Origin of the sequence: Streptomyces sp. NBC_00078 (genome assembly GCF_026343335.1) — a bacterium.
Taxonomy (GTDB): domain Bacteria; phylum Actinomycetota; class Actinomycetes; order Streptomycetales; family Streptomycetaceae; genus Streptomyces.
The window spans coordinates 7,486,241-7,511,164 of the sequence record NZ_JAPELX010000001.1 but is presented as its reverse complement, the minus strand read 5'-3'; the positions used below and the strand labels follow the sequence as shown (position 1 = coordinate 7,511,164).

Annotated in this window: 26 protein-coding genes and 1 pseudogene; 11 read left to right on the top strand and 16 right to left on the bottom strand. The window is 71.6% G+C overall.

Features of this window, described 5'->3' with window-relative positions; translation table 11 throughout:
- Positions 1-25 precede the first annotated feature (25 nt).
- The 9 genes from OOK07_RS34955 to OOK07_RS34915 all read left to right on the top strand — a co-directional run bounded on the left by OOK07_RS34955 (position 26) and on the right by OOK07_RS34915 (position 8,834).
- Positions 26-1,615, top strand: coding sequence for an acyl-CoA carboxylase subunit beta (locus tag OOK07_RS34955; protein ID WP_266685802.1), 1,590 nt, complete (start codon positions 26-28; stop codon positions 1,613-1,615).
- 256 nt (positions 1,616-1,871) lie between these two features.
- Positions 1,872-3,137 (top strand): beta-ketoacyl-[acyl-carrier-protein] synthase family protein, encoded by a 1,266-nt coding sequence (locus OOK07_RS34950; protein ID WP_323183047.1) that lies wholly within the window; start codon positions 1,872-1,874, stop codon positions 3,135-3,137.
- Entirely contained in the window at positions 3,134-4,354 is a 1,221-nt protein-coding gene (locus OOK07_RS34945; RefSeq protein WP_266800464.1) for a ketosynthase chain-length factor, read from the top strand. Before OOK07_RS34950 ends, OOK07_RS34945 begins: the two co-directional genes overlap by 4 nt.
- 148 nt (positions 4,355-4,502) lie before the next feature.
- Positions 4,503-4,727: an acyl carrier protein gene (locus OOK07_RS34940; protein WP_266531677.1), complete on the top strand. Its 225-nt coding sequence runs from the start codon at positions 4,503-4,505 to the stop codon at positions 4,725-4,727.
- Positions 4,728-4,897: 170 nt separating this feature from the next.
- Positions 4,898-6,691, top strand: a complete 1,794-nt coding sequence (locus OOK07_RS34935) for an acyltransferase domain-containing protein (protein WP_266800462.1) — start codon at positions 4,898-4,900, stop codon at positions 6,689-6,691.
- A 13-nt stretch (positions 6,692-6,704) separates the two neighbouring features.
- Positions 6,705-6,920 (top strand): DUF6059 family protein, encoded by a 216-nt coding sequence (locus OOK07_RS34930; RefSeq protein WP_266685797.1) that lies wholly within the window; start codon positions 6,705-6,707, stop codon positions 6,918-6,920.
- Between the two features lie 72 nt (positions 6,921-6,992).
- The gene (locus OOK07_RS34925; protein ID WP_266685796.1) at positions 6,993-7,592 is read left to right on the top strand and encodes a histidine phosphatase family protein; all 600 of its coding nucleotides are present in this window, start codon (positions 6,993-6,995) and stop codon (positions 7,590-7,592) included.
- A gap of 101 nt (positions 7,593-7,693) precedes the next feature.
- Positions 7,694-8,326 (top strand): hypothetical protein, encoded by a 633-nt coding sequence (locus tag OOK07_RS34920; RefSeq protein WP_266685794.1) that lies wholly within the window; start codon positions 7,694-7,696, stop codon positions 8,324-8,326.
- Between the two features lie 85 nt (positions 8,327-8,411).
- Positions 8,412-8,834: an acyl-CoA thioesterase gene (locus OOK07_RS34915; RefSeq protein ID WP_266685793.1), complete on the top strand. Its 423-nt coding sequence runs from the start codon at positions 8,412-8,414 to the stop codon at positions 8,832-8,834.
- Positions 8,835-8,879: 45 nt separating this feature from the next.
- Here OOK07_RS34915 and OOK07_RS34910 read toward each other — a convergent pair whose 3' ends face one another.
- The 10 genes from OOK07_RS34910 to OOK07_RS34865 all read right to left on the bottom strand — a co-directional run bounded on the left by OOK07_RS34910 (position 8,880) and on the right by OOK07_RS34865 (position 16,319).
- On the bottom strand, positions 8,880-9,407 hold the full coding sequence (locus OOK07_RS34910) for a Rossmann-fold NAD(P)-binding domain-containing protein (RefSeq protein WP_323178143.1): 528 nt from the start codon (positions 9,405-9,407) through the stop codon (positions 8,880-8,882).
- A 43-nt stretch (positions 9,408-9,450) separates the two neighbouring features.
- A complete protein-coding gene (locus tag OOK07_RS34905) occupies positions 9,451-10,071 on the bottom strand; it encodes a TMEM175 family protein (protein WP_266685791.1) in 621 nt (206 codons plus the stop codon).
- A 116-nt stretch (positions 10,072-10,187) separates the two neighbouring features.
- Entirely contained in the window at positions 10,188-11,621 is a 1,434-nt protein-coding gene (locus OOK07_RS34900) for a nucleobase:cation symporter-2 family protein (protein ID WP_266800458.1), read from the bottom strand.
- Between the two features lie 191 nt (positions 11,622-11,812).
- On the bottom strand, positions 11,813-13,189 hold the full coding sequence (locus tag OOK07_RS34895; RefSeq protein WP_266685789.1) for an 8-oxoguanine deaminase: 1,377 nt from the start codon (positions 13,187-13,189) through the stop codon (positions 11,813-11,815).
- A 118-nt stretch (positions 13,190-13,307) separates the two neighbouring features.
- Complete coding sequence (gene pucL / locus OOK07_RS34890) at positions 13,308-14,264, bottom strand: factor-independent urate hydroxylase (protein WP_266800457.1); 957 nt, start codon at positions 14,262-14,264, stop codon at positions 13,308-13,310.
- Between the two features lie 5 nt (positions 14,265-14,269).
- Entirely contained in the window at positions 14,270-14,689 is a 420-nt protein-coding gene (gene uraH, locus OOK07_RS34885) for a hydroxyisourate hydrolase (protein ID WP_266685787.1), read from the bottom strand.
- A 15-nt stretch (positions 14,690-14,704) separates the two neighbouring features.
- On the bottom strand, positions 14,705-15,214 hold the full coding sequence (gene uraD / locus OOK07_RS34880) for a 2-oxo-4-hydroxy-4-carboxy-5-ureidoimidazoline decarboxylase (protein ID WP_266800456.1): 510 nt from the start codon (positions 15,212-15,214) through the stop codon (positions 14,705-14,707).
- A gap of 120 nt (positions 15,215-15,334) precedes the next feature.
- A complete protein-coding gene (locus OOK07_RS34875; RefSeq protein ID WP_266685785.1) occupies positions 15,335-15,703 on the bottom strand; it encodes a helix-turn-helix domain-containing protein in 369 nt (122 codons plus the stop codon).
- On the bottom strand, positions 15,700-15,960 hold the full coding sequence (locus tag OOK07_RS34870) for a YkoF family thiamine-binding protein (RefSeq protein WP_266685784.1): 261 nt from the start codon (positions 15,958-15,960) through the stop codon (positions 15,700-15,702). Before OOK07_RS34870 ends, OOK07_RS34875 begins: the two co-directional genes overlap by 4 nt.
- Positions 15,961-15,998: 38 nt before the next feature.
- Positions 15,999-16,319: a site-specific integrase gene (locus OOK07_RS34865; RefSeq protein WP_266800455.1), complete on the bottom strand. Its 321-nt coding sequence runs from the start codon at positions 16,317-16,319 to the stop codon at positions 15,999-16,001.
- Between OOK07_RS34865 and OOK07_RS34860 the strand changes: the two genes are divergently transcribed.
- On the top strand, positions 16,306-16,521 hold the full coding sequence (locus OOK07_RS34860; RefSeq protein WP_266800453.1) for a hypothetical protein: 216 nt from the start codon (positions 16,306-16,308) through the stop codon (positions 16,519-16,521). The genes OOK07_RS34865 and OOK07_RS34860 overlap by 14 nt on opposite strands.
- Before the next feature lie 28 nt (positions 16,522-16,549).
- A pseudogene (locus OOK07_RS34855) lies at positions 16,550-16,660 on the top strand (IS21-like element helper ATPase IstB); the annotation flags it as partial.
- A gap of 103 nt (positions 16,661-16,763) precedes the next feature.
- Here OOK07_RS34855 and OOK07_RS34850 read toward each other — a convergent pair.
- From OOK07_RS34850 to OOK07_RS34825, 6 genes are all read right to left on the bottom strand, one after another.
- The gene (locus OOK07_RS34850; RefSeq protein ID WP_266800451.1) at positions 16,764-17,984 is read right to left on the bottom strand and encodes an FAD-dependent monooxygenase; all 1,221 of its coding nucleotides are present in this window, start codon (positions 17,982-17,984) and stop codon (positions 16,764-16,766) included.
- On the bottom strand, positions 17,981-19,378 hold the full coding sequence (locus OOK07_RS34845) for an MFS transporter (RefSeq protein ID WP_266800449.1): 1,398 nt from the start codon (positions 19,376-19,378) through the stop codon (positions 17,981-17,983). The genes OOK07_RS34850 and OOK07_RS34845 overlap by 4 nt, the downstream gene beginning before the upstream one ends.
- A gap of 82 nt (positions 19,379-19,460) precedes the next feature.
- Positions 19,461-21,992: an FtsX-like permease family protein gene (locus OOK07_RS34840; RefSeq protein ID WP_266800447.1), complete on the bottom strand. Its 2,532-nt coding sequence runs from the start codon at positions 21,990-21,992 to the stop codon at positions 19,461-19,463.
- Complete coding sequence (locus OOK07_RS34835; protein WP_266800446.1) at positions 21,989-22,816, bottom strand: ABC transporter ATP-binding protein; 828 nt, start codon at positions 22,814-22,816, stop codon at positions 21,989-21,991. The genes OOK07_RS34840 and OOK07_RS34835 overlap by 4 nt, the downstream gene beginning before the upstream one ends.
- 133 nt (positions 22,817-22,949) lie before the next feature.
- Entirely contained in the window at positions 22,950-23,624 is a 675-nt protein-coding gene (locus tag OOK07_RS34830) for a response regulator (RefSeq protein WP_266800444.1), read from the bottom strand.
- Between the two features lie 12 nt (positions 23,625-23,636).
- Positions 23,637-24,869, bottom strand: a complete 1,233-nt coding sequence (locus OOK07_RS34825; protein ID WP_266800443.1) for a sensor histidine kinase — start codon at positions 24,867-24,869, stop codon at positions 23,637-23,639.
- Positions 24,870-24,924 lie beyond the last annotated feature (55 nt).

Below are 24,924 nucleotides of genomic sequence, written 5' to 3'. Positions count from 1 at the left end.
GAGTCGCCGGTCCTACGTTCGGCCGATGACGATCCTCGACGACCTCACGGTCCCCACAGCCGCCCCTGACCTGCGACGAGCCGCCGCGGAACTGCGCCGCATCAAAGAGGAAGCGGGCCGCGGCCCCGATCCCGAGGCCACCCGGCGGCAGCACGCGAAGAACAAACTCACCGCCCACGAACGGCTGGTGGTCCTCTTCGACGAGGGCACCTTCACCGAGATCGAACCGCTGCGCAGGCACCGCGCCACCGGGTTCGGCCTTGAGGACAGGAAGCCGCACGGCGACGGCGTGGTCATCGGCTGGGGCCTGGTCCACGGCCGCACCGTCTTCGCCTACGCCCACGACTTCCGGGTCTTCGCGGGAGCGCTCGGTGAGGCCCACGCCGCCAAGGTGCACAAGGTGATGGACCTCGCGCAGTCGGCCGGAGCGCCGCTGGTGTCGCTCAACGACGGCGCCGGTGCCCGCATCCAGGAAGGCGTCACCGCGCTCGCCGGCTACGGCGGCATCTTCTGCCGCAACGTGGCGGCCTCCGGGGTCATCCCGCAGATCAGCGTGATGCTCGGCCCGTGCGCCGGGGGCGCCGCCTACTCGCCCGCGCTCACCGACTTCGTGTTCATGGTGCGCGAGACCGCCCAGATGTTCATCACCGGGCCCGACGTGGTGCAGGCGGTCACCGGCGAGAGGATCACGCACAACGGCCTGGGCGGCGCCGAGCCGCACTCGACGGTCTCCGGTGTCTGCCACTTCGCGTACGACGACGAGACCGAGTGCCTTGAGGACGTACGGTTCCTGATCTCGCTGCTGCCGTCCAACAACCGGGAGCTGCCGCCCGCGGCGCCGTCCGGCGACCCCGCGGACCGGCGCACGGAGGCTTTGTGCGACCTCGTGCCGGCCGAGCCGGGGCGCTCGTACGACATCCGCGACGTCATCGGGGAAGTCGTCGACGACGGCGAGTACTTCGAGGTCCACGAGGCGTGGGCACGCAACGTGGTGTGCGCGCTCGCCCGCCTCGACGGGCACCCCGTGGGCATCGTCGCCAACCAGCCCGCCGTGCTCGCCGGCGTGCTCGACATCCACGCCAGCGAGAAGGCCGCCCGCTTCGTGTCGACCTGCGACGCGTTCAACATCCCGCTGGTCACCCTGGTCGACGTTCCGGGCTTCCTGCCGGGCGTCGACCAGGAGCACAACGGGATCATCCGGCACGGGGCGAAGCTGCTGTACGCGTACTGCAACGCCACCGTGCCCCGGATCTCCGTGGTGCTGCGCAAGGCGTACGGCGGCGCCTACATCGTCATGGACTCCCGCTCCATCGGCTGCGACCTGTCCTTCGCCTGGCCGACCAACGAGATCGCCGTGATGGGCGCCGAGGGCGCCGCCAACGTCATCTTCCGCCGGGAGATCAACGCGGCCGACGATCCCGAAGCGGTACGCGCGCAACGCATCAAGGAGTACCGCACCGAGCTGATGCACCCCTACTACGCCGCCGAACGCGGCCTGGTGGACGACGTCATCGAGCCGGCCGAGACCCGCTCCGTGCTGATCCGCTCGCTGGCGATGCTGCGCGGAAAAAAGGCCGAAATACCTGCTCGCAAGCATGGCAACGTCCCCACCTGACGGGCCGTCGCCGCAGGTCCACGCGGACCCGAGCGGCCGTCGAGGACCTGCACGTTCCATGGGATTACCGGATACGGCGGCCCGTCACGAGCGGGCGGCCGTTCGGGCCGGTCGGCCGGGGCGAGAACCCAACCCAGCGCGCCCCGGCCACCGCAACACCCCAGTGCTCCGGACGAAGGGATCGACAGTGGCCCGCACAGTTCCATCCGGCAGGGAGTGCGCGAAGCACCCCGCCCCGTCGAAGGCGAGGTAGATGATGCGTCGAGTTGCCATCACCGGACTGGGCGCCGTGGCCCCTGGCGGGATCGGCGTCAAGGAGTACTGGGACCTGCTCACCGCGGGCCGTACCGCAACCCGCACCATCTCCTTCTACGACCCCTCCCAGTTCCGCTCCCGGGTCGCCGCCGAGTGCGACTTCGACCCACTGGCTGCCGGGCTCTCCCAGCAGGAGGCCCGACGCCTCGACCGGGCCGCCCAGTTCGCGGTGGTCTCCACCCGTGAGGCGCTCGCCGACAGCGGCCTGGACGCCTCGGCCCTCGACCCTGGCCGGATCGGCACCTCCCTGGGCAGCGCGGTCGGCTGCACCACCAGCCTGGAACGCGAGTACGCGGTGGTCAGCGACGGCGGCCGCAAGTGGCTCGTCGACCACGAGTACGCGGTCCCCGAGCTGTACCGGCACTTCGTACCCAGTTCGATGGCCGCCGAAGTGGGCCGGGCGGCGGGGGCGGAGGGGCCCGCCGCCGTCGTCTCCACCGGCTGCACCTCCGGCCTGGACTCGCTCGGCCACGCGGTGGAACTGATCCGCGAGGGCACCTGCGACGTGATGATCGCCGGCGCGACCGAGGCCCCGATCTCCCCGATCACCTCCGCCTGCTTCGACGCCATCCACGCCACCACCCCGCGCAACGAAATCCCGGAGAGCGCCTGCCGCCCCTTCGACCGGACCCGCAGCGGTCTGGTGCTCGGTGAGGGCGCGGCCGTCCTGGTCCTGGAGGAGCTGGAGAGCGCGCGGCGCCGGGGCGCGCACATCTACGCCGAGATCGCGGGCTTCGCCCAGCGCTGCAACGCGTTCCACATGACCGGGCTGAAGCCGGACGGCCGGGAGATGTCGGAGGCCATCGACGCCGCCCTCACCGAGGCCCGGCTGGATCCGACCACGATCGGCTACATCAACGCGCACGGCTCGGGCACCAAGATGAACGACCGCCACGAGACGGGTGCGTTCAAGCGCAGCCTCGGGGAGCACGCGTACCGGACCCCGGTCAGCTCCATCAAGTCGATGATCGGGCACTCGCTCGGCGCGATCGGCTCACTGGAGATCGTCGCCTGCGCCCTCGCCATGGAACACGGTGTGCTGCCGCCCACCGCGAACCTGCACGAACCGGATCCCGAACTCGATCTCGACTACATCCCGTTGACGGCACGGGAGAAGAGGCCGGACGTCGTTCTCAGCGTGGGAAGCGGCTTCGGCGGCTTCCAGAGCGCGATGGTCCTCGCGCGACCGGAGAGGAGCATCGCATGACCACCTCCACCGTGGTGACCGGACTCGGCGTCGTCGCGCCCAACGGCCTGGGCACCGAGGACTACTGGAAGGCGACACTGGCCGGCGAGTCGGGCATCGGCCCGGTCACCCGCTTCGACGCCTCGCAGTATCCGGCCCGGCTGGCCGGCGAGGTGCCGGGATTCGTCGCCGAGGAGCACATCCCCAGCCGGCTCATGCCGCAGACAGACCACATGACCCGGCTCGCCCTGGCCGCCGCGGAATGGGCCCTGGAGGACGCCGGCCTCGACACCGGCGAACTGCCCGAGTACGGCATGGGCGTGGTCACCTCGGCGTCCGGCGGCGCCGTCGAGTTCGGCCAGCGCGAGCTGCAGAACCTGTGGAGCAAGGGCAAGGAGCACGTCAGCGCGTATCAGTCCTTCGCCTGGTTCTACGCCGTCAACACCGGCCAGATCTCCATCCGGCACAAGCTGCGCGGTCCGAGCGGTGTGCTGCTCACCGAGCAGGCCGGCGGCATCGACGCGATCGGCCAGGCCCGCCGCCATGTCCGCCGTGGCTTCCAGGCGGTGGTCTCCGGAGGTGTCGACGCGGGCATCTGCCCCTGGGGCTGGGTGCCGCAGCTCGCCTCCGGCCTGATGAGCACCGAGCCGGACCCGGCCCGCGCCTTCCTGCCCTTCTCCACCGAGGCGAGCGGATACGTGCCGGGCGAGGGCGGGGCGATCCTGGTCGCCGAGGACCTGGCGGCCGCCCGCGAGCGCGGCTCGGCCCATGTCTACGGTGAGATCGCCGGGTACGCCGCCACTCTCGACCCGGCTCCCGGTTCGGGCCGCCCGCCAGGCCTGGCCAGGGCCGCCCGCATCGCAGTCGCCGACGCGGGGCTCACCCCCGCGGACATCGACGTCGTCTTCGCCGACGCGGCCGGCGTCCCGGACCTGGACCGGGCCGAGGCCGAGGCCCTGGCGGCCGTGTTCGGTCCGCGCGCCGTGCCGGTGACCGCCCCCAAGTCGATGACCGGGCGGCTGCTCGCCGGCGGTGCCGCCCTCGACGCGGCCACCGCCCTGCTCGCCCTGCGCGACGGGGTGATCCCGCCCACCGCCCACGTCGTCGAGGCCGCCGCGGACTACGCGATCGACCTGGTCACCGGGGCTCCCCGGGAGGCGGACCTGCGCAGCGCCCTGGTGCTCGCGCGGGGCCACGGCGGCTTCAACGCGGCGCTCGTCGTACGCCGCGCCGCGTGACCACCACGGCGTGATCACGACGGCGTGATCACCACCGTGTGACGACCACTCACACCACCTGAGTCAGGCACCACTCACATCACCCAACGGAGGACCCACCGTGACCACCACCACGACCACCACCGTCACCCTGGCCGACCTGACCCGGATGCTGCGCGAGAGTGCCGGCGAGGAGGAGGGCATCGACCTGGACGGCGACGTCCTCGACACCCCCTTCCTTGAACTGGGCTACGACTCGCTCGCTCTGCTGCAGGTCATCGGCGAGATACAGCGCACCTACGGCATCAGCGTCCCCGACGACGCGATCGTCGACGCCGAGACGCCGCGCGCGCTGCTCGAGCTCATCAACTCCGGCCAGGGCACCGCGGCCTGAGCCGGCCGGCGGGCCGCCCCGACTTCCGGATCCCCCGCCGCGGGGGCGGCCCGCCCTCTTCGCCCGGCCCGCCGGTGCCCTTCCCTGCCCCCACTGGTCCCCCCACTCCCCCTGGTTCCTTCGGGACCTGGCCCCACCGGCCGCGGCTCGCGGCCCACGAGGAGGTATCCATGCCGCTGACAGCTGACAGCGCGGTGATCCGGAGGCTGATGGTCTGTCCGGGGCCCGCCGGAGAGGACAGGGCGCCGGTGCCGGCGTCGGCCGCCGCGGTCTCCGCGGTGCTGCGCGCCTTCGGCCGCGCCCCGCGGGACCTGCCCGTACGGACGGTCGTGTACGTCGGTGCGCACGCCCCGGACCCGGGGCTCGCCCCCGAACACGAGGGCTTCGCGGTGCGGACGGCGTCGGCACCGGGCCGCGCCCTGCGCCTCGCGCACGAGGAACTCCTGAGCGGCGTCGCGGACTTCGCGCTCGTCGCCGGATTCGACGAGCCCGAGCCCGGGACCATCACCGTGTACGCGCTCAGGCGGGCCGCGGAGGCCGTGGCCGACGGCGACACCGTGATCGGCGTTCTCGATCTCGCCGGCCCGGCCGGTCCCGACGCGTCACCGCCGCTGAAGGCCCTGCGGCACGGTCACCGCGCCACCGATCCGGCACATCACCGGCTGCTGCTGTGGTCGGGCCGGGACGAGCGGGACGAAGAGCGGGTGCGCGGCGAACTGCTGCCGCTGCTCTCGGGCCTGCACCACGAGGGGTTCCCGGCGCTGCCCACCATGGTGCCGTGCGGCTCCGCACCCGGCCCGGTGCGCGGCGCCGTCGTCACGGTCGCCGCGCTGTCAGCCTCCGCGGTGCACAAGGCCAAGCCGGTCACCGTACGCAATCCCAGGTCGGTCGCCCTGCTCTTCCCGGGGCAGGGCTCGCAGCACCACGCCATGGCAGCCGGACTGTACCGGCGCGAGCCGGTCTTCACCGCAGCCTTCGACGCGGCCCTGTCCCACATGGGCGACGAAGGCCCGCGGATCCGCGCGGACTGGCTCACCCGGGGCCGCCCCCTGATCCCCGTCGACGACGTACGCCGGGCGCAGCCGCTGCTCTTCGCGGTCGACTACGCCCTCGGCCGCATGGTCATCGGCTGGGGGGTGCGACCCGCCGCGGTGCTGGGCCACAGCGCGGGTGAGCTGGTCGCCGCGACCATCGCCGGTGCCGTCGCCCTGCCCGATGCCGTCGCCATGGTCCTCGAACGTGTCCGCCAGGCCGTCAAGATCCCGGCGGGCGGCATGCTCGCGGTCGCCGCGGACGAACGGCGGCTGCGCCCCTATCTCCGCGACGACGTGGCGATCGCCGCGGTGAACGCCAACCAGCAGACCATGCTGGCGGGTTCCGCCGAGCCGCTCGCCGAGATCGCCGAGCGGCTGCGGGCCGACGGTCTGACCGTTGTCACCGTGCCGGCCACCAGCCCCTTCCACTCCCCCGCCATGGCACCCGCGTCCGAGGCCGTGGAGGCCGCGTACCGCGACATTCCGCTGCGGGAGCCGACGCTGCCGCTCTACTCCGGATACACGGGGGAACTGCTGGGCCCCGACGAGGCGCTCAGCCCCCGCTTCTGGGCCCGGCAGATCACCGACACGGTGTATTTCAAGCAGGCCCTGGAGTCGCTGCTCGCCGCGGACGACATGCTGCTGATCGAGGCGGGCCCGCGGCAGACGCTCACCGCCTTCGCCCGCCGGCACCGTGCGGTCCGGCTGGGCGCCAGCGCCGCGATACCGCTGCTCCCGGGCCGCCCGGGCACGGCGGAGGCCGACCGTCAGTCGGTGCTCACCGCGGCGGCCAGGCTGTGGACCGAGGGACACGTCCCCGACCTGGTCGCGCTGTCCGGCCTGTGGACGTGGAGCGGCTCCGCGGACGTCGGCCGCCAGGACACGCCCACCGTCTCCGCCCCGCGTCTGGCGGCGGCGGGGACCTCGTGAAGGGCCGGGAGCGATGAGGACGACGAGGACCGTGCGCGTGCTGAAGGCGATCTACGGCGCGCTGGTCGCGGCGGGACGCATGTATGTGTGCATACCGGCGGCCGACCTGATCCCTACGCCCGCGGACGTCCCGCCCTGGCACCCCGAACGCCTGCGCCCCGACGTGCCGCTGACGGAGTGCGAACGCGCGCTGGAGCAACAGCTCGCGCCGGGGCGCCAGGTGGCCTGAGCGGACGCTGCGTCGTGGCCGGGGGCGCGTGAGTGCGCCGGATCGGAGCCGCGGCCTCGTAGCCTCTGACGCATGAGTGACCTGTTTCTCGTCCGGCACGGTGAGACCGAGTGGTCGCGGTCCGGTCGGCACACCGGCTGGAGCGACATCCCGCTGACCGACCGCGGCCGCCAGGAGGCACGGCAGCTGGTGCCGCTGATCCGCTCGCACCGGATCGGGGCCGCGTTCGTCAGTCCGTTGCAGCGGGCCCGCGAGACGGCGGAGCTGATCGGGCTGCGCGAGGTGCGGCTCGACCCGGATCTGCGGGAGTGGGACTACGGCGGCTACGAGGGCATCACGACGGTGGAGATCCAGCGCACCCGCCCGGACTGGTTCCTGTTCCGGGACGGGGTCGAGCCCGGGCCGCCGGAGCATCCCGGGGAGACGCCCGAGCAGGTCGGCGAACGCGCGGACCGCATCCTCGCCAAGGTCGACGCCGCGTTCGCCAACACCGAGGGCAGCGTGGTGCTCGTGGCGCACGGTCATGTCCTGCGGGTGCTGACGGCCCGGTGGCTGGGGCTGCCGCCGTCGGGCGGGGCGCTGTTCCAGCTGGCGACGGGGACGGTGTGCCGGCTGGGCACCGAGCACGGCCGGCCGGTCATCGCGGGCTGGAACGTGCGGCCCGGCGCCTGAGTCCTGGGCAGGCCTGGCAGTCACCGGCGGCGTTGTCAGACCCGCGTCGTAGCCTTTCCAGCAGGTGGGACCACAGGCCACGAGGGCGGAAGGAGCATGCCGTGACGCGACCGCCGACCGCCGCCCAACGGCGTGTGATCGATGCCGCCGACCCCGTCAGCGGGCGGCTGAGGGGTACGCAGACGCAGCTGGCGGCGCTGGTGAAGTGGGGGTTGGCCTTCCGGCATCCGCGGCCGCCGCACGACCACTTCCTGACGCCGGCCGGGCACCGGATACGGGAGGCCGCCGAGCCGGGGCCGCCGCCCGAGCCCGAACCGCCGGCCGCCGGCGGCGGTGTGTTCACCGCGCGCGTCGGCGGTGAACAGGAGCCGCCAGGCACCGGTCCCGCCCGCACGCGCGAGGTGCGCAGCGCCTGGCAGGGGTTGCTGGAGCTGCGCCGTATGACCAATCCGGACGGCGCCACGGACCGGCCGTGCGGCTGGGAGCGCACGCATCTGGTGCCGGCCGCGGCGCTTGCCCTGGAGGCGGCCGGCCACCGTCCGGCCGGCCCGGATCCGGCGGGCTACCGGGTGCGCGGGACGCCGCAGCCCGAGGCGGTCGCCGTGCACGAGCCCGACCCCGCGGCGCTGCGGGCCTGCGCGGCCACGCTGCACGACGCGGGATGGCAGGTCGGCGAGCACACCGAGCCGAGGACGAGAGCGCGCTATCTGCTGGCATCCCCACGACGGGCATGAAGGTCATGCCAAGATCGGCGGACCAGGCATCGCATACGCGCCCGAACGATCGAGTGCGAGAAATCGAGTGCGAGAAGGGGACGCAGTGAGCGAACCGTTTTCCGTTCCGGTGACCGTCCGCGGGTACGAGACGGACGTCCAGGGCCACCTCAACCAGAGCGTGTACCTCAACTACGCGGAGCACGCCCGCTGGTCGTTCCTGCGGGCCGCCGGGATCAGCCAGGCGGGGCTCATCGGCAAGGGCGTCGGCCCCGTGGCCCTGGAGACCACCATCCGCTACCGGCGCGAGCTGATCGCGGGCGACGAGGTCGAGGTGACGTGCGGTTTCACCTGGGGCCAGGGCAAGACGTTCCGCATGGAACAGACGATCCGCAAGACCGACGGCACAGTGGCGGCCGAGATCACGGCGGTCGGCGGCCTGATGGACCTCAAGGAGCGCCGGCTGGTCCCCGAACCGCACAAGTACTTCGCGGAGCTGGCGACGGAGCCGAGCCTGTTCGGTTTCTGAGAGCGCGCTCCGGTTCACGGCGCTGCGGGCTCCGCCGCCCCGGCGTCAGGCCCCGGCGAACACACCCTTGTGGTCCTCGGCCCACTCCCGGTACGTCCGCGGCCGCCGCCCCAGCACCTTCCGGGCGTCCTCGGTGACGACGTCGTTGCCGCCCTCGTGGATGAACCGGGCCGTGACCATGAGGCCGTCCGCGTAGGTCTCGCTCAGTCCGGCGGCGAGCAGCTGGGCGCGGCGCTCCTGAGGCGAGAGGTCGCGCAGCGGGACCGGCCGGCCGAGGATCTCACCGAGGACGGCGGCCTGTTCGCGGGCGCTGAGGGTCTCGGGCCCGGTCAGGGTGTACGTGTGTCCCGCATGCCGCGGGTCGAGCAGCGCGGCCACGGCAGTCTCGGACACATCCCGCGGGTCGACGACGCCCTGTCGCCCGTCACCCATCATGTTGGGCGCGGGGGCGCCCTCCCGGACGGCCTGGGCCCAGGTCAGCGTGTTGGAGGCGAAGGCGGAAGGACGCAGGACCGTCCACTCCAGCCCGCTCGCGCGGACCATCTGCTGTCGCGGCGGCGGCACGCGCACCATGCCCTGGACGACGCGGTCGAGCAGGCCGAACTGCTCGCCAACCTCATGAACTGGCGGGGTCCTGACGGGTCGGCACGGGTACCTGGTTGAAGCCGTAGTACAGGGCGAGCAGGCCGTGGGCGGCCAGGGTGAGCGGGGCCGAGACGAAGGCGAGGCCGACCGTGACCGGGTACGCCAGGGTGCCCAGGGCGAAGCGGAGGCGGGTGGCCCTGGCGGCGGGGACGTCGACGCGGCCGTCGAAAAGGTGGCCGGTGCGGGTCAGATGCCACCACAGGGCCTGGAAGGTGAGCGCCATCAGGACCATGACCAGGCTGTAGACGGCCGCCGCCACATGCGAGGCCGCGTCCTCGCGCAGATACTCCGCGAGCATCGCGGTCGGCCAGGGCACCGCGGCCACCACCATCAGGACCAGCAGGTTCAGGAACATCAGCGTACGGTCGACATGGGCGACGTAGCTGAAGAGCTGGTGGTGGTTGATCCACATGATGCCGATGACCAGAAAGCTCACCACATAGGCGGCGTACGAAGGCCATTGCGCGCCGAGCGCGTGCCACAGGCCGCCGTGTTCGCCCACTTCCGGGACCTTGATCTCCAGGATGAGCAGGGTGATGGCGATGGCGAACACCCCGTCGCTGAAGGCCTCGACCCGCCCCGACTCGTTCATGACACTCTCCCCCGTGTTCCCCGTCGGCTCACAGTATCCGCGGCCCCCCGCCCCCACACGGGAGACGACACCCCGGCCCACGGTGACGTGAGCCGGGTCGGGGTGTCCGGGGACGGTTACGGGCTCGAATGAGAGGGGACGGCCTCCATGGGGTGGGTGACGTCCTGTGCGTCGCTGCTCCTGCCGAGGTGGTGGAAGAGCAGGTTGAGTGCCACCGCCGCCACACAGCCGGTCGAGATGCCCGAGTCCAGGACGATCCTCGCCGTCTGGGGGAAGGCGTGGTAGAGGTCCGGCGCGGTGATCGGGATGAGGCCGACGGCCAGTGAGACGGCGACGATCAGGACGTTGTCGTCCTTGTCGAGGCCGGCCTTGACGAGGGTCTGGATGCCGCTGGCCGCGACCGAGCCGAAGAGGACCACGCCCGCGCCGCCGAGCACCGGGCGCGGTACGACGGCGATGAGCGAGGCGGCCATCGGGCACAGGCCCATCAGGACGAGGAATCCACCGCCGGTGGCGACGACGTACCGGCTGCGGATGCGGGTCATCGCGACGAGGCCGATGTTCTGGGCGAAGGCGCTGCACATGAAGCCGTTGAAGAGGGGGCTGAGGGCGGAGCCGAGGGTGTCGGCGCGCAGGCCCGCGGCGATGGTCCTCTGGTCGGCGGGGCGTTCGACGATCTCGCCGAGGGCGAGCATGTCCGCGGTCGATTCGGTCATGGAGACCACCATCACCACGCACAGCGACAGGATCGCGGCGAGCTGGAACTGCGGTGCGCCGAAGTGGAACGGTGTCGGGAAGCCGATCAGGTCCGCGTCCGCCACCGGTGAGAAGTCCGTGGCGCCGAAGGGGATCGCGACGAGTGTGCCGACGACCAGGCCGAGCAGGACGGCGATCTGTTTGACGAAGCCGCGGGTGAAGCGGCGAAGCAGCAGCACGAGCACGAGGGTCGCGGCTGCCAGGCCCAGGCTGGTCGCCGAACCGTAGTCGTGCGCCGTCGGGTCGGGTCCCTGCGCCCAGCCGAAGGCGACCGGCAGCAGGGACACACCTATGAGTGTGATGACGCTGCCGGTGACGACCGGCGGGAAGAAGCGGACCGCCTTGCTGAAGAACGGCGCGGCGAGGAAGCCGAGCAGTCCCGCGACGATCACGGCGCCGAAGATGATGGGCAGCGCGTCGGACTTGTCCTTGGTGGCGGCGACGACCGCGGTCATGGGGGCGACGCCGGCGAAGGTGACGCCGTTGACGAAGGGCAGCCGGGCGCCGATCTTCCAGATGCCGAGGGTCTGCAGGAAGGTGGCGAGGCCCGCGGTGAAGAGGCAGGCGCCGGTGAGGAAGGTGAGGTCGGTGGCGGAGAGGCCGATGGCGGCCCCGACGATCAGCGGCGGGGCGACGACTCCCGCGTACATGGCGGCCACATGCTGCAGCCCGGTGGTCGCCATCTTGAGGGCGGGGAGTCTCTCGTCGACGGGATGGGTCTCGTCGAGCGGGTGGGTAACGGACACGGCGGCTCCTCCGGGCGGGTGACACGTCGGCTCTGACGTGGGTTTCATGGAGGTGGTGCGTGTGGTCGTGCGGGACCCGGACGGGCCGTTCACGGGGAGGGGAACGGTGACCGTTCCGGGGTGCGCACATCGGTGCGCGCCCCGGAGACGGCCGCCGTGGACCCTTGCTGGGGTCCACAGCTACCGACCGGGAGCCGTCCCTCCCGGCCGGAGACCAAGTGCCGCTGCGGAGAAGGGCGTTACTGCGCGGCGAGCTGCGCCAGACGCCGGGCCTCGTGCCGTGTGGAGCGGGCGACGGCGTCCTCGTCGACGTGCAGCAGACGGCCGGCCCCGACGATCTGGCGGCCGTTCACGAAGGACGCGGTGACCGGGGCGGCGGCGCCGAAGACGAGCGCGGTGACCGGGTCGGCGATGGAGGCGTGGGCGAGGGTGTCCAGCTTCCACAGCACCAGGTCGGCCAGCTTGCCCGGCTCCAGGGAGCCGATCTCGGCGGAGCGGCCCAGGACCTGGGCGCCGCCGTAGGTGCCGAGGCGCAGCGCCTGGCGGGCGTTGAGCGCCGCTTCCCGGTGCGCACCGAGGCGGTTGATGAGCAGGGCGTTGCGCAGTTCGGTGTGCAGTTCGCCGGACTCGTTGGAGGCGGTGCCGTCGACACCGAGGCCGACCGGGACGCCGGCCGCCAGCATGTCGGGGACCCGTGCGATCCCCGCGGCCAGCCGGGCGTTGGAGGACGGGCAGTGGGCTACGCCCGTCCTCGTACGGGCGAAGGCGGCGATGTCGGAGTCGTTCATGTGGACGCAGTGCGCCATCCACACGTCCTCGCCGAGCCAGCCGGTGGACTCGAAGTAGTCGGTCGGGCCCATGCCGAACAGTTCCTTGCAGAACTGCTCCTCCTCGACGGTCTCCGAGCCGTGGGTGTGCAGGCGCACACCGAGGCGGCGGGCCAACTCGGCGCCTTCACGCATGAGTTCGGTGGAGACGGAGAACGGCGAGCAGGGGGCCACGGCCACCTGGATCATCGCGTCGAAGGAGGCGTCGTGGTGCTCGTTGACGGTGGCCTCGGTCGCGGCGAGGGCGCCTTCGAGGGTCTCGACGGCGAAGTCCGGGGGCAGGCCGCCGTCCTTCTCGCTGCGGTCCATGGACCCGCGGGCGAGGGTGAAGCGGACGCCCATCTCGCGGGCGGCCCGGATGATCGCGCCGGACAGGTCGCCGGAGTCCTTCGGGAAGACGTAGTGGTGGTCCATCGCGGTCGTGACACCACCGCGGGCCATCATGCCCAGCGAGCCCTGTGCCGCGGCGTAGACCATCGGCTCGTCGATGCGCGCCCAGGTCGGGTACAGCGCGACGAGCCAGTCGAAGAGGTTGTGGTCGGTGGCCAGGCCCCGGGTGATCCACTGGTAGAAGTGGTGGTGGGTGTTGACCAGGCCGGGGGTCACCAGATGGCCGGAGGCGTCGATGCGGCGTACGACGTTCTCCAGGCCCTCGGGGGCCGCGCCCGCGCCGAGGGACTCGATGCGGTTGCCGGCGATGACGACGTACCCGCTCGCGTACTCGGTGTCGTCTGCGTCGACCGTCGCGATCGAACAGTTCTCGATGACGATGCGCTGGGCTGCTGCCATGATGTCGTCCTTTTCGCTCAATGGACTTTGCGGAGAGGGCACGGCAGGACCCTGGGAGTTTTGAGTGCCGCGGCCGGGGAGGCGGGCTCCCCGGCCGAGGGTGCCGCGGAAGGGATGGTCAGAGGTTGGTGAGGTCCACCGGGATCTTCGGCTCGCAGCCGTCCCGCAGGACGGTCCCCTCGATCAGTCCGTAGGGGCGGTCGGCGGCGAAGTACACGGCACCGTCTTCGGTGGCGTTCTTCAGCCCGAAGGGCTCCAGGTCGACGAGGAAGTGGTGCTTGTTCGGCAGCGAGAAGCGGACCTCGTCGATCTCACTGCGATTGTTGATGATGCGCGAACCCATTTGGTACAGGGTCTGCTGCAGCGAGAGCGAGTACGTCTCGGCGAAGGCCTGGAGCATGTGCTTCCTGCTCTGCTCGTAGGACTTCTCCCAGTTGGGCATCTTCTGCTCGTCGTCGGTCCAGTTGAACCGCCAGCGGGCCGAGACCGACGTGGCCAGGATGCGGTCGTACGCCTCCTGCAGCGTCGTGTACTTGTCCTTGACGTAGCCCCAGAACTCGGAGTTGGTCGAGTTCATCACCGTCAGGTCCTTGAGTCCGGAGACGACCTCCCACGACGAGCCGTCGTAGGTGACCTGCGTCAGCCGGGTCTCCTGGCCCTTCCTGACGAACGAGTGCTTGACCTCGTCCGCGCCGATGAACTGCGAGTTGGCGTCGGACGCCGCGATCCGCTCCCAGGTGTACTCCTCGATGCGGATCCGGGCGGTCTTGATCGGCTCCTGGCTGGTCACGAAGTGCCGGGCCAGGTGGATGCCGAACTGCTCGGCCGACTCGATGCCGTGCTCCTTGGCGAACGCGAACACCGTGTTCTTGGTGGTGTCGGTCGGCAGGACGTTGGCGTTCGAGCCGGAGTAGTGGACCTCGTCCATGTCGCCGCTCAGCGCGACGGACACGTTCAGGTCCTTGATGTGGTGGGTGGCGCCGTCCCGCGTGATCTTGACGACTCGGTTCTCGGCCTTGCCGTACTGGTTCTGTCCCAGGATCACAGGGTGGGCTGGGCGGGAATTGACTGCCATGTCTGCTAGCTCCCTCGGTAAACGGAGTAGCCGAACGGGTTGAGCAGCAGCGGTACGTGGTAGTGCTCCCCGGGCTTCACGGCGAAGGTGATCGCCACCTCGGGGAAGAACACGGCACCGCTGTCCCGGTTCGCGGGGGCGTCCTGCTGCGCATCGGCTTGCTTGTTCTCGGACTTCAGGAAATACGCCTCGACGGCGAAGTCGAGCCGTACGTGGGTGGTGCCCTCCGGCAGGTCCGGAAGGTCCTTGCACCGGCCGTCGGCATCCGTCGCGGACCCGCCGAGCGCCTGCCAGTCCCCTCCGTGCCCGAAAGGGGCGGAGCGGCCTGCGCGGGCCGCGAGCTGGACGGCGACTCCCTCGGCGGGGCGGCCGATGCTGGTGTCCAGGATGTGCGTGGACACCGAGGCGGTGGTGCTGGTGCTCATGCTGCGCAGTCCTCTTCAGTCGTCTTCGACGAGCAGGGCGAGCCGGATACGGTTGATCTTGCCCAGCTCGGCGCGGACGATCTCCCTCTCCTGCTCCGGCGAGTTCCCGATCCGCTCCTTGACCGCGTCCCGCATCTGCTCACCGGTCCTGCCGGTGGCGCAGATGAGGAAGACATGGCCGAACACGTCCTGGTAGGCCAGGTTCAGTTCGAGCATCTCCGACCTGAGCTCCTCGGAGGCGCCGGCCATGCCGCGCTGCTCCCGCGCCGAGGTGGGATCCCCCGGCTTGGGGCGGCCGATCGGCGGGTGCCCGGCCATCGCCTCCGCCAGGTCCGCACCGGTCAGCTCGGCCATGGCGGCGTCGCTGGCGGCGAAGAGGTCCTCGGCGGTGGCATAGGGACGGGCCGCGAGCAGCCGCGTCGCCCAGGCGGTGGAGGCACACGCCTCGTGGAGGGCGGCGAGGGCCGCATCATCCTCCAGTGCGTTGAACCGGGTCAGGCCCCGGGGCGTGGAAGTCGAAGTCACGGAAGCCTCCGTGGCCGCGAAGGGCGGCCTTCGTGCTGAACGGGCTGCGGACAGCTAACGCCTTCCGGCAACACTCCGTCAACACTTTGTTGAAAATTTGGGGGCCAAACCCTGAAGGCCTCAGCCTTCCTTGTCGCGGTTCAGGTAGTTGTAGACCGTGAAGCGGCTGACGCCGAGCGCGCCCGCGACGGTCTCCACGCCGTGCCGCACGGAGAAGGCGCCGCGCGCCTCAAGTATCCGTACGACCTCCTGCTTGGCCTTGCGGTCCAGCTCGGCCAGGGGCTTGCCCTGCTTGCGCTCCATCGCGGCCAGGATGTGATCCAGGGAGTCCGCGAGCTGGGGCAGGCGTACGGCGACCGCGTCGACGCCCTGCCAGGAGAGCACGACGTCGTCGGGGCCGGCCTCGTCGGGCGGGAGCATCTCGCCGCCCATGGCGTCGACCAGCGGCTTCACGGCCGTGATGAACGGCTCGTCCCCGGTGCCGGTCACTCGTCGCCCTCTCCGTCGGCGCCGACGACGTTCACCTGCAGCGAGACCCGGGTGGCACCGGCCTCCAGCGTCTTGCGGAGCAGGGCGTCCACGGCGGTGAGCACGGCGTCGGAGCCGCCCTCAGCCGTGTTGCCGAACGGGCCGACGTCCACCGCGTCGAGCTCGGCCGCCTCGATGACCTGACGGGCGACCACCGCGTGCGCGGGCGCCTCGTCGAGATCGAAGGGCTCGGTCGTGAACTCCACTCGCAATCGCACTGCGCCCCCATGACATCGGCTCTGACCTGCGCGTTCTCTCAGTCCTCGGGCTGAGAGGGCACATCCGGGGCACATTCGCCAGCGAGGGCACCGAACGCCGTGTCCACCGCTGCCCTGGTTCGGTCCTCCGACTCAGGGAAGAGGTGACTGTAGACGTTCAGGGTCATCGCAGCGTTGGTGTGCCCCAGTCGCTCCGACACGACCTTAACGGACTCCCCCGCGGCGATCAGCAGAGATGCATAGGCGTGCTCGATGATGTCGTCGGGCAAGTCGTGGACGGTGAACCATTCGAGTGCGAGGCACTTCTCGCGCTCCTTGTTGACCGGCTGTGAGGATCCTCTGACTGTGCGGCATCCCACGTGTTCCTCTGAGACTCGGGCGGGCCAGGGCCACTTCAAGGAGTACGCGGACACTCGGTCCCGGCAGGACCGGATCCTCAACGAAGCGTTCGACATGGGCGATCCGCTGAAGCTGATGCGCCTGTTCGGCATCACGGAGAAGACCGCCATGCACTACGTCGGCGTGGCCCATCCGGCGAAGACCGCCCAGCTTCCCCGGTGACGGCCGGTGCGAGAACGACAGCGGCGGGGCCGCCCGGAGTTACCGGGTGCGCTACACGCTCGCCACGAAGCTGGAGAACGAGCTCGTCGAGGCTGCCGACGAGAAACAGCTGAACAAGACGATCGCCCGCTACGGCCGCGCGTCGACCCGCGCTGACGACATGACACGGGTCGGTGACGGAACGGCTCGGCTTGTTCCAGATGGAGTTCCATCAGCCAGCAGGGCCCGACCCGGCTCGGCGGTCATGCCGGGCGCAGGGGCTCAAGCAGAGTGAGCGCCGAATGAGCCAGTTTTCCCTCCGCCGGGGGCATGGCGCTGAGGCTGCGCAGTCGTTCGTTGCGCTGCTCCAGGGCCTGGGCGGTGGTGGGGAAGAGGGTGGCGCCGCCCTGGCCGACCAGCCCCTGGTTCGCGGTCACGAACTGCCGGGTGTCGCGTTCGTAGGCGGCGAAGCCCGCGCCGTGACCCCGGTCCGCGAGGCAGCCGGCGAGCATGTACGCGCCGACGAGCGCGAGGCTGGTGCCCTGTCCGGTGAGGAACGAGGGCGCGTACGCGGCGTCGCCGACCAGCGCGACCCTGCCGCTGGACCAGCGGGGCATGCGGATCTGGCTGACCCCGTCGAAGAACAGGTCCTCCGCCTCGCGCAGGGCCGCCAGCATGCCCGGGACCTCCCATCCCGCGTCGGCGAAGACCTTGGCGACCAGGTCGCGTTGGGCCTGCGGGTCCCGGAACGCGTCCATGGGCGGCTCCGGCCGGGCGAAGTTCAGGAAGGCGTGCACCTCGTCGTCGTCCCCCACGGCGTAGAGTGCCGCGGCCCTGCCCGGGGCGTTCCACATCACGGTCTCGTGGGAGAGCCCGAAGGTGTTGCGCATGGTGAACACAGCGAAGCAGTAGCCGAGGTAGCGGTGGAACTGCTCTTCGGGGCCGAACAGCATCTCCCGGGTGCGCGAGTGCATGCCGTCCGCACCGAACACCATGTCGAACGTACGGCTGCCGCCCCCGCGGAAGGTGACGTCGACCCCGTGGTCGCTCTGGTCGAGGGTGTCGATGGAGTCGTTGAACAGGAACTCCACGTCGTCACGGACCGCCGTGTACAGCGCTTCCGTCAGATCCCCGCGCCGTACCTCCAGGTCCCGTCCCGCGACGCCGCCGGTGACGGCATGCGGGTGCAGGGAGGTCACCTCGCTGCCGTCCGAGTCGAGGAAGGTCAGCCGCCGCAGGTCGATGTGCGCGTCCCGCAGCCGCGGCACGATCCCCATCCTCCGGACGACTTCCAGTGCGGTGCCGCGCACGTCGATGGGATAGCCACCCCCACGCAGGGTGGGCGCCTTGTCCACGACCGTGACCGCGTATCCGTAGCGGTTCAGCCAGAACGCGAGGGCGGGCCCCGCGATGCCAGCCCCGGATATCAGGACCTTGTGCCTCGGCGTGCTACGGACATCCGTCAGCTGATCGGTGAGGGTCATTCCTTGACTCCTTTGGGCATGGTGCGAGTGACGAACAGGGCCAGCGACGTGACGACTCCGGCTATGACGAAGCCGGTGCCGTAGGCCGATTCGGCCGCGACCTTCGACCCCGAAGGGGTTGCGGCGGTGAGGAGCGCACCACCGAGCTGCCCGCCCACGGCGTAGCCGAGTACGCGGCTCACCAGGATCAGGCTTGTGGCGATGCCGGTGTCCTTGGCATCGACGGCCGTGGCGGTGCTGGTCATCATCGCCGTGACGCACAGGCCGTTGGCCAGCGCGATCAGCGCCTTGCCGACGACGACGTGCCAGACCTCGGTGTGCACGGACGCCAGGACGACCAGGGAGACGGCCATCATGACGACCCCGGTGTTGACCACGGCACGCGAGCCGAAACGCCGGTCCCCGATCCCGCCGAGCGGCCCGGCCAGCGTCGCGGCCACGGCGCCGGGCAGCAGGAAGAAGCCGATCTCGGTGGCGCTGGCGCTGAATCCGTACCCGTCGCCGCGCTCGTCGAGCAGCTGCGGAACGAGATAGACCGCCATCGAGGTGCCGAGGCAGATCACGAATGTCAGCGCACACGCCTTCCAGATCGCGGGCCGTGCCAGCATGTGCAGATCGATCATCGGAGAGGCCGCACGCCGTTCGACGGACACCCAACCGGTGACGAAGACGGCCAGAAACACGACGAGGGCGCCGAGCACGAGTGGTTGCGAGGCCGCTTCGGGCGCCAGCGCGAGTACGAGCATGAGCGTGACCAGCATCCCGCTCAGGAGCAGCAGGCCGGGCCAGTCGATGCCGGCGCCGTCCGACCCGCCCGGCTGGTCGGACGGCATGAGCCTATTCACAAGCAGGGTGGCCCCGATGACCGCGATCGTGGGCAGCGCGAACATCCAGTGCCGGGAGAGCTCTTCCGCCACCGGCCCGGCCGACAGCATGCCGACCATCCCTCCCCCGACGAAGAGTCCGCTGACCACCCCGATGGCGACCTTCGACTCTCCCGGGGGCAGGTTTTTGCGCACGACGATGAACGACAGGGGAAGCGCGCCCACCATCGCCCCTTGCAGCACCTGCCCGAGCAGCAGCACGGGCAGGTTCGGGGCCAGGGCGGACACCGTGCCGCCGACCGCGACGACCGCCATCAGCCGGATCAGGACCCGTTTCCCGCCGTAGCGGTCGCCGAACTTGCCTGCCAATGGCGTGATGAGTGCCCCGGTGATGAGGAGCACGATGCTGAGCAGCGCCCCTTCGGACTGGCTCATGTCCAGTTCGCGTTCCAGGAGCGGGATCGTCGGTGACACCACCGACTCCAGAGCGCCGGTGGACAGTGCCAGTAAACCGAGGGCTCCGACAGCGGCCTTCCCGATGGGGACCGGGGGAGCCAGGGTTGTGGTCATGAGTGTCCTTTCCGTCATTGCCGGGTGAGGAAGGGGGCAACGGGGGGCGCGCACGGCATGTGGCGCTGCCGCCCCGGATGGGCTAGGACCAGCGGCGCAGCGCGGCCCGGGCCGGCAGCGTGACCGCCAGCAGGGCCAGGCCGCCGACGGCGACCGCGAAGCATCCGTACACCAGCGGGGGCACGTACGGCATGTCACCGGTCACGCCGCTCATCATCGGGATCAGCGTGGCCGCGGCGATCGCGGAGCCGAGGACCAGGCCCACCACGGCGACCAGCAGGCCCTCCCAGCGGAGCATCGTCATCACCTGACGCCGGGTGGAGCCGACGAGTCGCAGCATGCCCAGCTCGCGGCGGCGGTCCAGGACCGTCATCACCAGGGTGTTGACCGCGGCGACGGCGGCGAACCCGCCGAGGACCGCGGCCATGGTGTTGTTCATCCAGGCGCCCAGCTTCGCGTCGCGGTTCTGCTCGGTGGCGTAGCCGGAGGCGTCGGTGACCTCGCCCAGGGCGGTGAGCGACTTCTCCGAGCCGCCCCGTACCAGGAGCGTGCTGTCGAAGCCCGAGGTGACGTGCCCGGCCAGGGACGCCCGGTCCATGGTCACCGTAGCCAGGCCGAGGCCGCGGCCGTAGACCGCGACGATCTCGGGGCTGACCTCCGTCCCGTCGGGGAGGTAGAGCGGGAGCCGGTCGCCGACACCGGCGTCCGCCGAGGTCGCCAGGGTCTTGTCGATGGCGATACGCTCCTCGCCGAGCTGGTCGAGGCTGCCGTCGCGTACGTCCAGGTCCTGCACCTTCGCCAGCTCGGCGCCAGAGCCGGTGACGCCCTGGGTGGCCGCGCCCTGGAGCGACTTGAACTCGCCGGAGCCGGTCGGCACCAGCACCTGCGTGTTCAGCAGACCGACGGCCGCCTCCACGCCCGGCGCGCGGGCGGCGCGTGCCGCCGCGTCTACCGGGAGCCCGGCCGGGTCCGTCACCACGTGGTCCGCGGTGATGCCCGCGCGCAGCTGCTTGTCGGCGACGTGGGTCTCGCTCGTGTGCATGAACACGAGGGTCGAGGAGAAGGCCACGGCGAGCACGATCGGGGTGATCGCGGAGGCGAGGCGGCGGGCGTTAGTACGGGAGTTGGCGGCCGCGAGCTCGGCGGACGGGCCCGCGCCGCGCAGCGGGAGGCCGAACAGGCCGGCGCACAGCCGTGCCACCAGCGGGCCGAGCAGCCCGACGGCGAGCATGAAGAGCATGACGACGCCGAGGGCGGCGCCGGCCGCGTCGTCCCCGGCGGAGCGGGCGGACACGCCGGTGAGGATCGTGCCTCCGACGAGGGCGCCGACGCCGAGGAGGGTACGGACCAGACCGGGCCGCAGCCGCTCCACCGACGCGTCCGACAGCGCCTGTACGGGCTTGATCTTCGCGGGCCGGCGCCCGGCCATCCAGCCTGCGCCGAGCGCGCTGAGTAGCCCCATGACGACGGCGGCGAGCAGCGGAAGCCCGGAGACGTGCAGGTCCACGGCGCGCGGGATGGCGCCCCGGTCCTGGAGCTGCCCGAACCACCAGTGGGCGAGCCCGATGCCGGGCAGGCAGCCGATGATCCCGGCGAGCGGCGCGACGAGCAGCGCTTCGGAGGCGACCGCGCGGCGGACCTGCCGCGGGGTGGCGCCGACGGCGCGCAGCAGGGCGAACTCGCGGGCCCGCTGGCCGACCGAGAGCGCGACGGTTCCGGCGGCCGTGAAGACCGCGACGATGGCGGCGATGCCGCCGAAGGAGCCGCCGATTCCGAAGAGCGTCACCTTGGCGTACCCGAGCCCCGGGTCCTCGACGGCACCGCGGTCGTCGCCGGTGTGGACCTGGACGCCGGAGCCGGCCAGGGCCTGCTTCACGGCGTCGGCGAGGGCGTCGGCGTCGGTGCCGTCCCCCGCCAGCACGACGACGGCGTCGGCCTTGCCGGGATGCCCGGCGAGCATGGGGGCCTGGGTGTCGGCGAACCAGGTCAGGGCACCCGCGTCGCCGGAGCCGCGGGCGGTCTCCGCGGGGCCGGCCTCGGCGACGCCAGCGACGCGGAAGTCCTGCCGGCCGGCGGCGGTCTCCAGTACGACGGTGTCACCGACCGCGGCGTGCGCGGCGCGGGCCGTTCCCTCGTCGAGGACGACTTCCCCCTCGCGGGGTGCGGAGCCGGTGGTCAGCGAGGTGCCGGTGAAGGTGTGCGAGCCCCATCCGTGCGCGGAGAGCACACCTCCCGGAACAGCCAGTGCACGGGCGCCGGCGTCCGTCGCGCGCACCGGGAAGGTGAAGTCCGCGACGGCGGTGGCCGCACCCGGCGCCCCGGCGGCCTTCGCAGCCAGCCCGGCGTCCATCCGTGCCGTGTCCGGCAGGGGCGTCGCCTCCTTCTCGCGGTCCTCGCCGCTGCCGGTCACGACGTACTTGTTCTGGTCCGCCGCCGCGACGACCGGCGCGTTCGCGTACCGTTCCGGCGGCACGGAGGCGCGCAGGCTGGTCTCGAGCAGGATTCCGCAGGCCGAGACGATCAGTGCGGACATCAGCAGCGCGAGGAAGGTCCCCGCGAAGGACGCGGGCTTGAAGCGGACGGCCTCACGGGCGAGTCCGTTGGGGCGCCTCATGCCGCCACCCCCGCCATCGCACCGGAGCGGGAGGCGCGCGAGGTGAGCACGGCCATCCGTGCCGCGATCTGCTCCGCCGAACCGCGCTCGAGGTGGTCGGCGAAGGCGCCGTCAGCGAGGAACAGCACACGGTCGGCCCAGGCGGCCGCGGCCGGGTCGTGGGTGACCATGACAACGGTGGCGCCCAGAGCGTCCACCGCGTTGCGCAGCAGGCCGAGGACCTCGGCGGCGGTGCCGGTGTCGAGGGCGCCGGTGGGTTCGTCCGCGAAGATCACGTCGGGGCTGGTGACCAGGGCGCGGGCGACGGCCACGCGTTGCTGCTGACCGCCGGAGAGCTCTCCGGGCCGGCGCTTCGCCTTGTCGGCGAGTCCGACCTGGGCGAGCACCGCCTGCGCCTGGCGCCGGTCCTGGCGCTGCCCGGCCAGGCGCATGGGCAGCAGCACGTTCTGCCCCACGGTCAGCGACGGCAGCAGGTTGAACGCCTGGAAGACGAAGCCGAGGCGGCTGCGGCGCAGCTCGGTGAGCTCGTTCTCGCTCATGCCGGTGATCTCCGTGCCGCCGAGGCGCACGGATCCCGCCGTCGGCCGGTCGAGCCCGGCAGCGCACTGCAGGAAGGTGGACTTGCCGGACCCGGACGGGCCCATGACCGCGGTGAACGTGCCGCGCGGCAGGGCGAGGTCGATGCCCGCGAGAGCGTGCACGGTGCCCGGCCCGCGGCCGTACTGCCGCCGGACGTCGCGCAGTTCGACGGCGAGACCGGGCGTGGCGGCCGGGACCTCGGGCCGCTTGTCCGCCTTCTGCCGCTTGCCCCTGCGTAGCCTCATGTCCCGTCTCCTCTCACGTGCACTTTCTGTGACGGGTGAAGAGTGCGGGGACGGCTGAGCGCCGGGCGTCATACCGGGGAGCCAATGTGGGGGTGCTACCGCGGTAGGGGGTGGAGGAGGGGCGGGGGCGGTCCTACTCGCCCGGAGCGACCAGCCCCGACTCGTAGGCGAAGACCACCGCCTGGGCGCGGTCGCGCAGGTCAAGCTTGGTCAGGACGCGGCTGACGTGCGTCTTCACCGTCTGCTCAGCCAGCACCAGCGTCTGCGCGATCTCCCCGTTCGACTGCCCGCGGGCCACCAGCGTGAGGACCTCGGTCTCGCGTTCCGTCAGCCCTTTGAGCCGCAGCGCGGGCTTGCCCCGGACGGCGGGACGCTGCTTGGCGAAGTCCGCGATGAGGCGGCGCGTCACGGAAGGGGCGAGCAGCGCGTCGCCCGAGGCCACGACGCGGACCGCCGCGATGAGGTCGGCCGGCGGCGCATCCTTGAGGAGGAAGCCGCTCGCGCCCGCCCGGAGCGCCTCGTAGACGTAGTCGTCGACGTCGAAGGTGGTGAGCATCAGGACGCGCGGCCGGTGTGTCACACCGGGTGCCGGCTCCAGGAGGCGGCGTGCGGCCTCCAGCCCGTCCATCTCGGGCATCCGCACGTCCATCAGCACGACGTCCGGGTGGGTACGCCGGCTCAGCTCGACGCCCTGCGCGCCGTCGGGGGCCTCGCCCACCACGTCGATGTCGCTCTGTGCGGCCAGCAGGGCGGCGAAGCCGGCCCGCACCATGGCCTGGTCGTCGACGATGATGACGCGCGTCGTCACGTGAAGTCCTTTTCAGTCAAGGAAGTTCAGGGGAAGTTGGGCGGCGACCCGGAAGCCGCAGTCCGGCAGCGGCCCCGTGTCGAGGCTGCCGCCGACGAGCCGCACCCGCTCGCGCATGCCGACGAGGCCGTGCCCGGTGCCGCCCACCTCGAGCGGCCCGTCGGGCGGCTGGGGCGGCGGTCCGTTGACGACCAGGACGGTGAGCCGCGCACCGTCCTGCGGATCGGACTCCGTCACCGACAGCGACACCTGCGTGCGGGCACCCGGCGCGTGCCGCACGACGTTCGAGAGAGCCTCCTGGACGATCCGGTACGCGGACAGGCCGACCGCCTCGGGCACCTCGACGTCGCAGGGGGTGAACTCCACCGGCCCGCGGGCCCTCGCCGTCACTTCCACCAGCTGCCCGATCTGCGCCAGGCCCGGCTGGGGCACGAGCTCGCCGTGCGCTTCCTCGTTGCGCAGCACGCCGAGGAGCCGTCGCATTTCGCCGAGCGACTCGCGCGCGGTCGCCGCGATGGACGTGAACTCCTCCCGCACGTCCGGCGGCAGCCTGTCGAGGCGGTACTCCGCGGTGTCCGCCTGCACCGTGATGACGGACATGTGGTGTGCCACCACGTCGTGCAGCTCGCGGGCGATCCGGGCGCGCTCCTCCAGCAGCGTCCGCCGGCCGCGTTCGGCCTCGCTGATCGTCTCCTGCTCGACCAGCCTGCGCTGCACCTCGGACCGCTCGCGCAGCGCACCGCCCAGCAGGAGCGCGACGCCCCCGAGGATGGTGAACAGCAGGCCCATGGCGCCGGAGCCATGGGGCGGGACGAACCCCAGGGCTACGTTCGCGGCGGCCGTGGCCAGCCACACCAGCAGCAGTGTCCGGCGCCGCTCGCGCAGCCCCAGTGCGAGGCAGAGGCCGACGTACCCGACGATCTCCATGGGCGGGAACGGCCACAGCAGCCGCTCCTGGAAGTCGACGGTGAGCAGGGCGAGCGCCCCGGCGACATCCGCGACGAAGACCACGTACCAGGCCTGCAGCGGCCGTACGACGGCGAGCAGCAGCGGCGCGGCCTGCGCGACGGCCAACCCGCCAGCGACGCCTCCGGTCAGGCCGTAGTCGGCGGTGAGGACCACGATGGTCGTGGGCAGCAGGGCGACGCACAGCACGAACGCCACGGCCCACGGCAGCAGCCGCACCCATCGCCGCGAAGCCCCCGCGAGCAGTGCGCGCGGGCGTTCCTCCTCCACTGAGGTCATGCGCACCAGCCTATGTGCGCCGCGACGGCGTCCGGAGTGGCGCAAGGCGTCGGCT

What these genes read in the sequence shown, in the direction of transcription:
- OOK07_RS34955 (WP_266685802.1), top strand. Translation starts at nt 26, where the DNA reads ATGACGATCCTCGACGACCTCACGGTCCCCACAGCCGCCCCTGACCTG.
- OOK07_RS34950 (WP_323183047.1), top strand. Translation starts at nt 1,872, where the DNA reads ATGCGTCGAGTTGCCATCACCGGACTGGGCGCCGTGGCCCCTGGCGGG.
- OOK07_RS34945 (WP_266800464.1), top strand. Translation starts at nt 3,134, where the DNA reads ATGACCACCTCCACCGTGGTGACCGGACTCGGCGTCGTCGCGCCCAAC.
- OOK07_RS34940 (WP_266531677.1), top strand. Translation starts at nt 4,503, where the DNA reads ATGCTGCGCGAGAGTGCCGGCGAGGAGGAGGGCATCGACCTGGACGGC.
- OOK07_RS34935 (WP_266800462.1), top strand. Translation starts at nt 4,898, where the DNA reads ATGCCGCTGACAGCTGACAGCGCGGTGATCCGGAGGCTGATGGTCTGT.
- OOK07_RS34930 (WP_266685797.1), top strand. Translation starts at nt 6,705, where the DNA reads ATGAGGACGACGAGGACCGTGCGCGTGCTGAAGGCGATCTACGGCGCG.
- OOK07_RS34925 (WP_266685796.1), top strand. Translation starts at nt 6,993, where the DNA reads ATGAGTGACCTGTTTCTCGTCCGGCACGGTGAGACCGAGTGGTCGCGG.
- OOK07_RS34910 (WP_323178143.1), bottom strand. Translation starts at nt 9,407, where the DNA reads ATGGTGCGCGTGCCGCCGCCGCGACAGCAGATGGTCCGCGCGAGCGGG.
- OOK07_RS34905 (WP_266685791.1), bottom strand. Translation starts at nt 10,071, where the DNA reads ATGAACGAGTCGGGGCGGGTCGAGGCCTTCAGCGACGGGGTGTTCGCC.
- OOK07_RS34900 (WP_266800458.1), bottom strand. Translation starts at nt 11,621, where the DNA reads ATGAAACCCACGTCAGAGCCGACGTGTCACCCGCCCGGAGGAGCCGCC.
- OOK07_RS34895 (WP_266685789.1), bottom strand. Translation starts at nt 13,189, where the DNA reads ATGGCAGCAGCCCAGCGCATCGTCATCGAGAACTGTTCGATCGCGACG.
- pucL (WP_266800457.1), bottom strand. Translation starts at nt 14,264, where the DNA reads ATGGCAGTCAATTCCCGCCCAGCCCACCCTGTGATCCTGGGACAGAAC.
- uraH (WP_266685787.1), bottom strand. Translation starts at nt 14,689, where the DNA reads ATGAGCACCAGCACCACCGCCTCGGTGTCCACGCACATCCTGGACACC.
- OOK07_RS34850 (WP_266800451.1), bottom strand. Translation starts at nt 17,984, where the DNA reads ATGACCCTCACCGATCAGCTGACGGATGTCCGTAGCACGCCGAGGCAC.
- OOK07_RS34845 (WP_266800449.1), bottom strand. Translation starts at nt 19,378, where the DNA reads ATGACCACAACCCTGGCTCCCCCGGTCCCCATCGGGAAGGCCGCTGTC.
- OOK07_RS34840 (WP_266800447.1), bottom strand. Translation starts at nt 21,992, where the DNA reads ATGAGGCGCCCCAACGGACTCGCCCGTGAGGCCGTCCGCTTCAAGCCC.
- OOK07_RS34835 (WP_266800446.1), bottom strand. Translation starts at nt 22,816, where the DNA reads ATGAGGCTACGCAGGGGCAAGCGGCAGAAGGCGGACAAGCGGCCCGAG.
- OOK07_RS34825 (WP_266800443.1), bottom strand. Translation starts at nt 24,869, where the DNA reads ATGACCTCAGTGGAGGAGGAACGCCCGCGCGCACTGCTCGCGGGGGCT.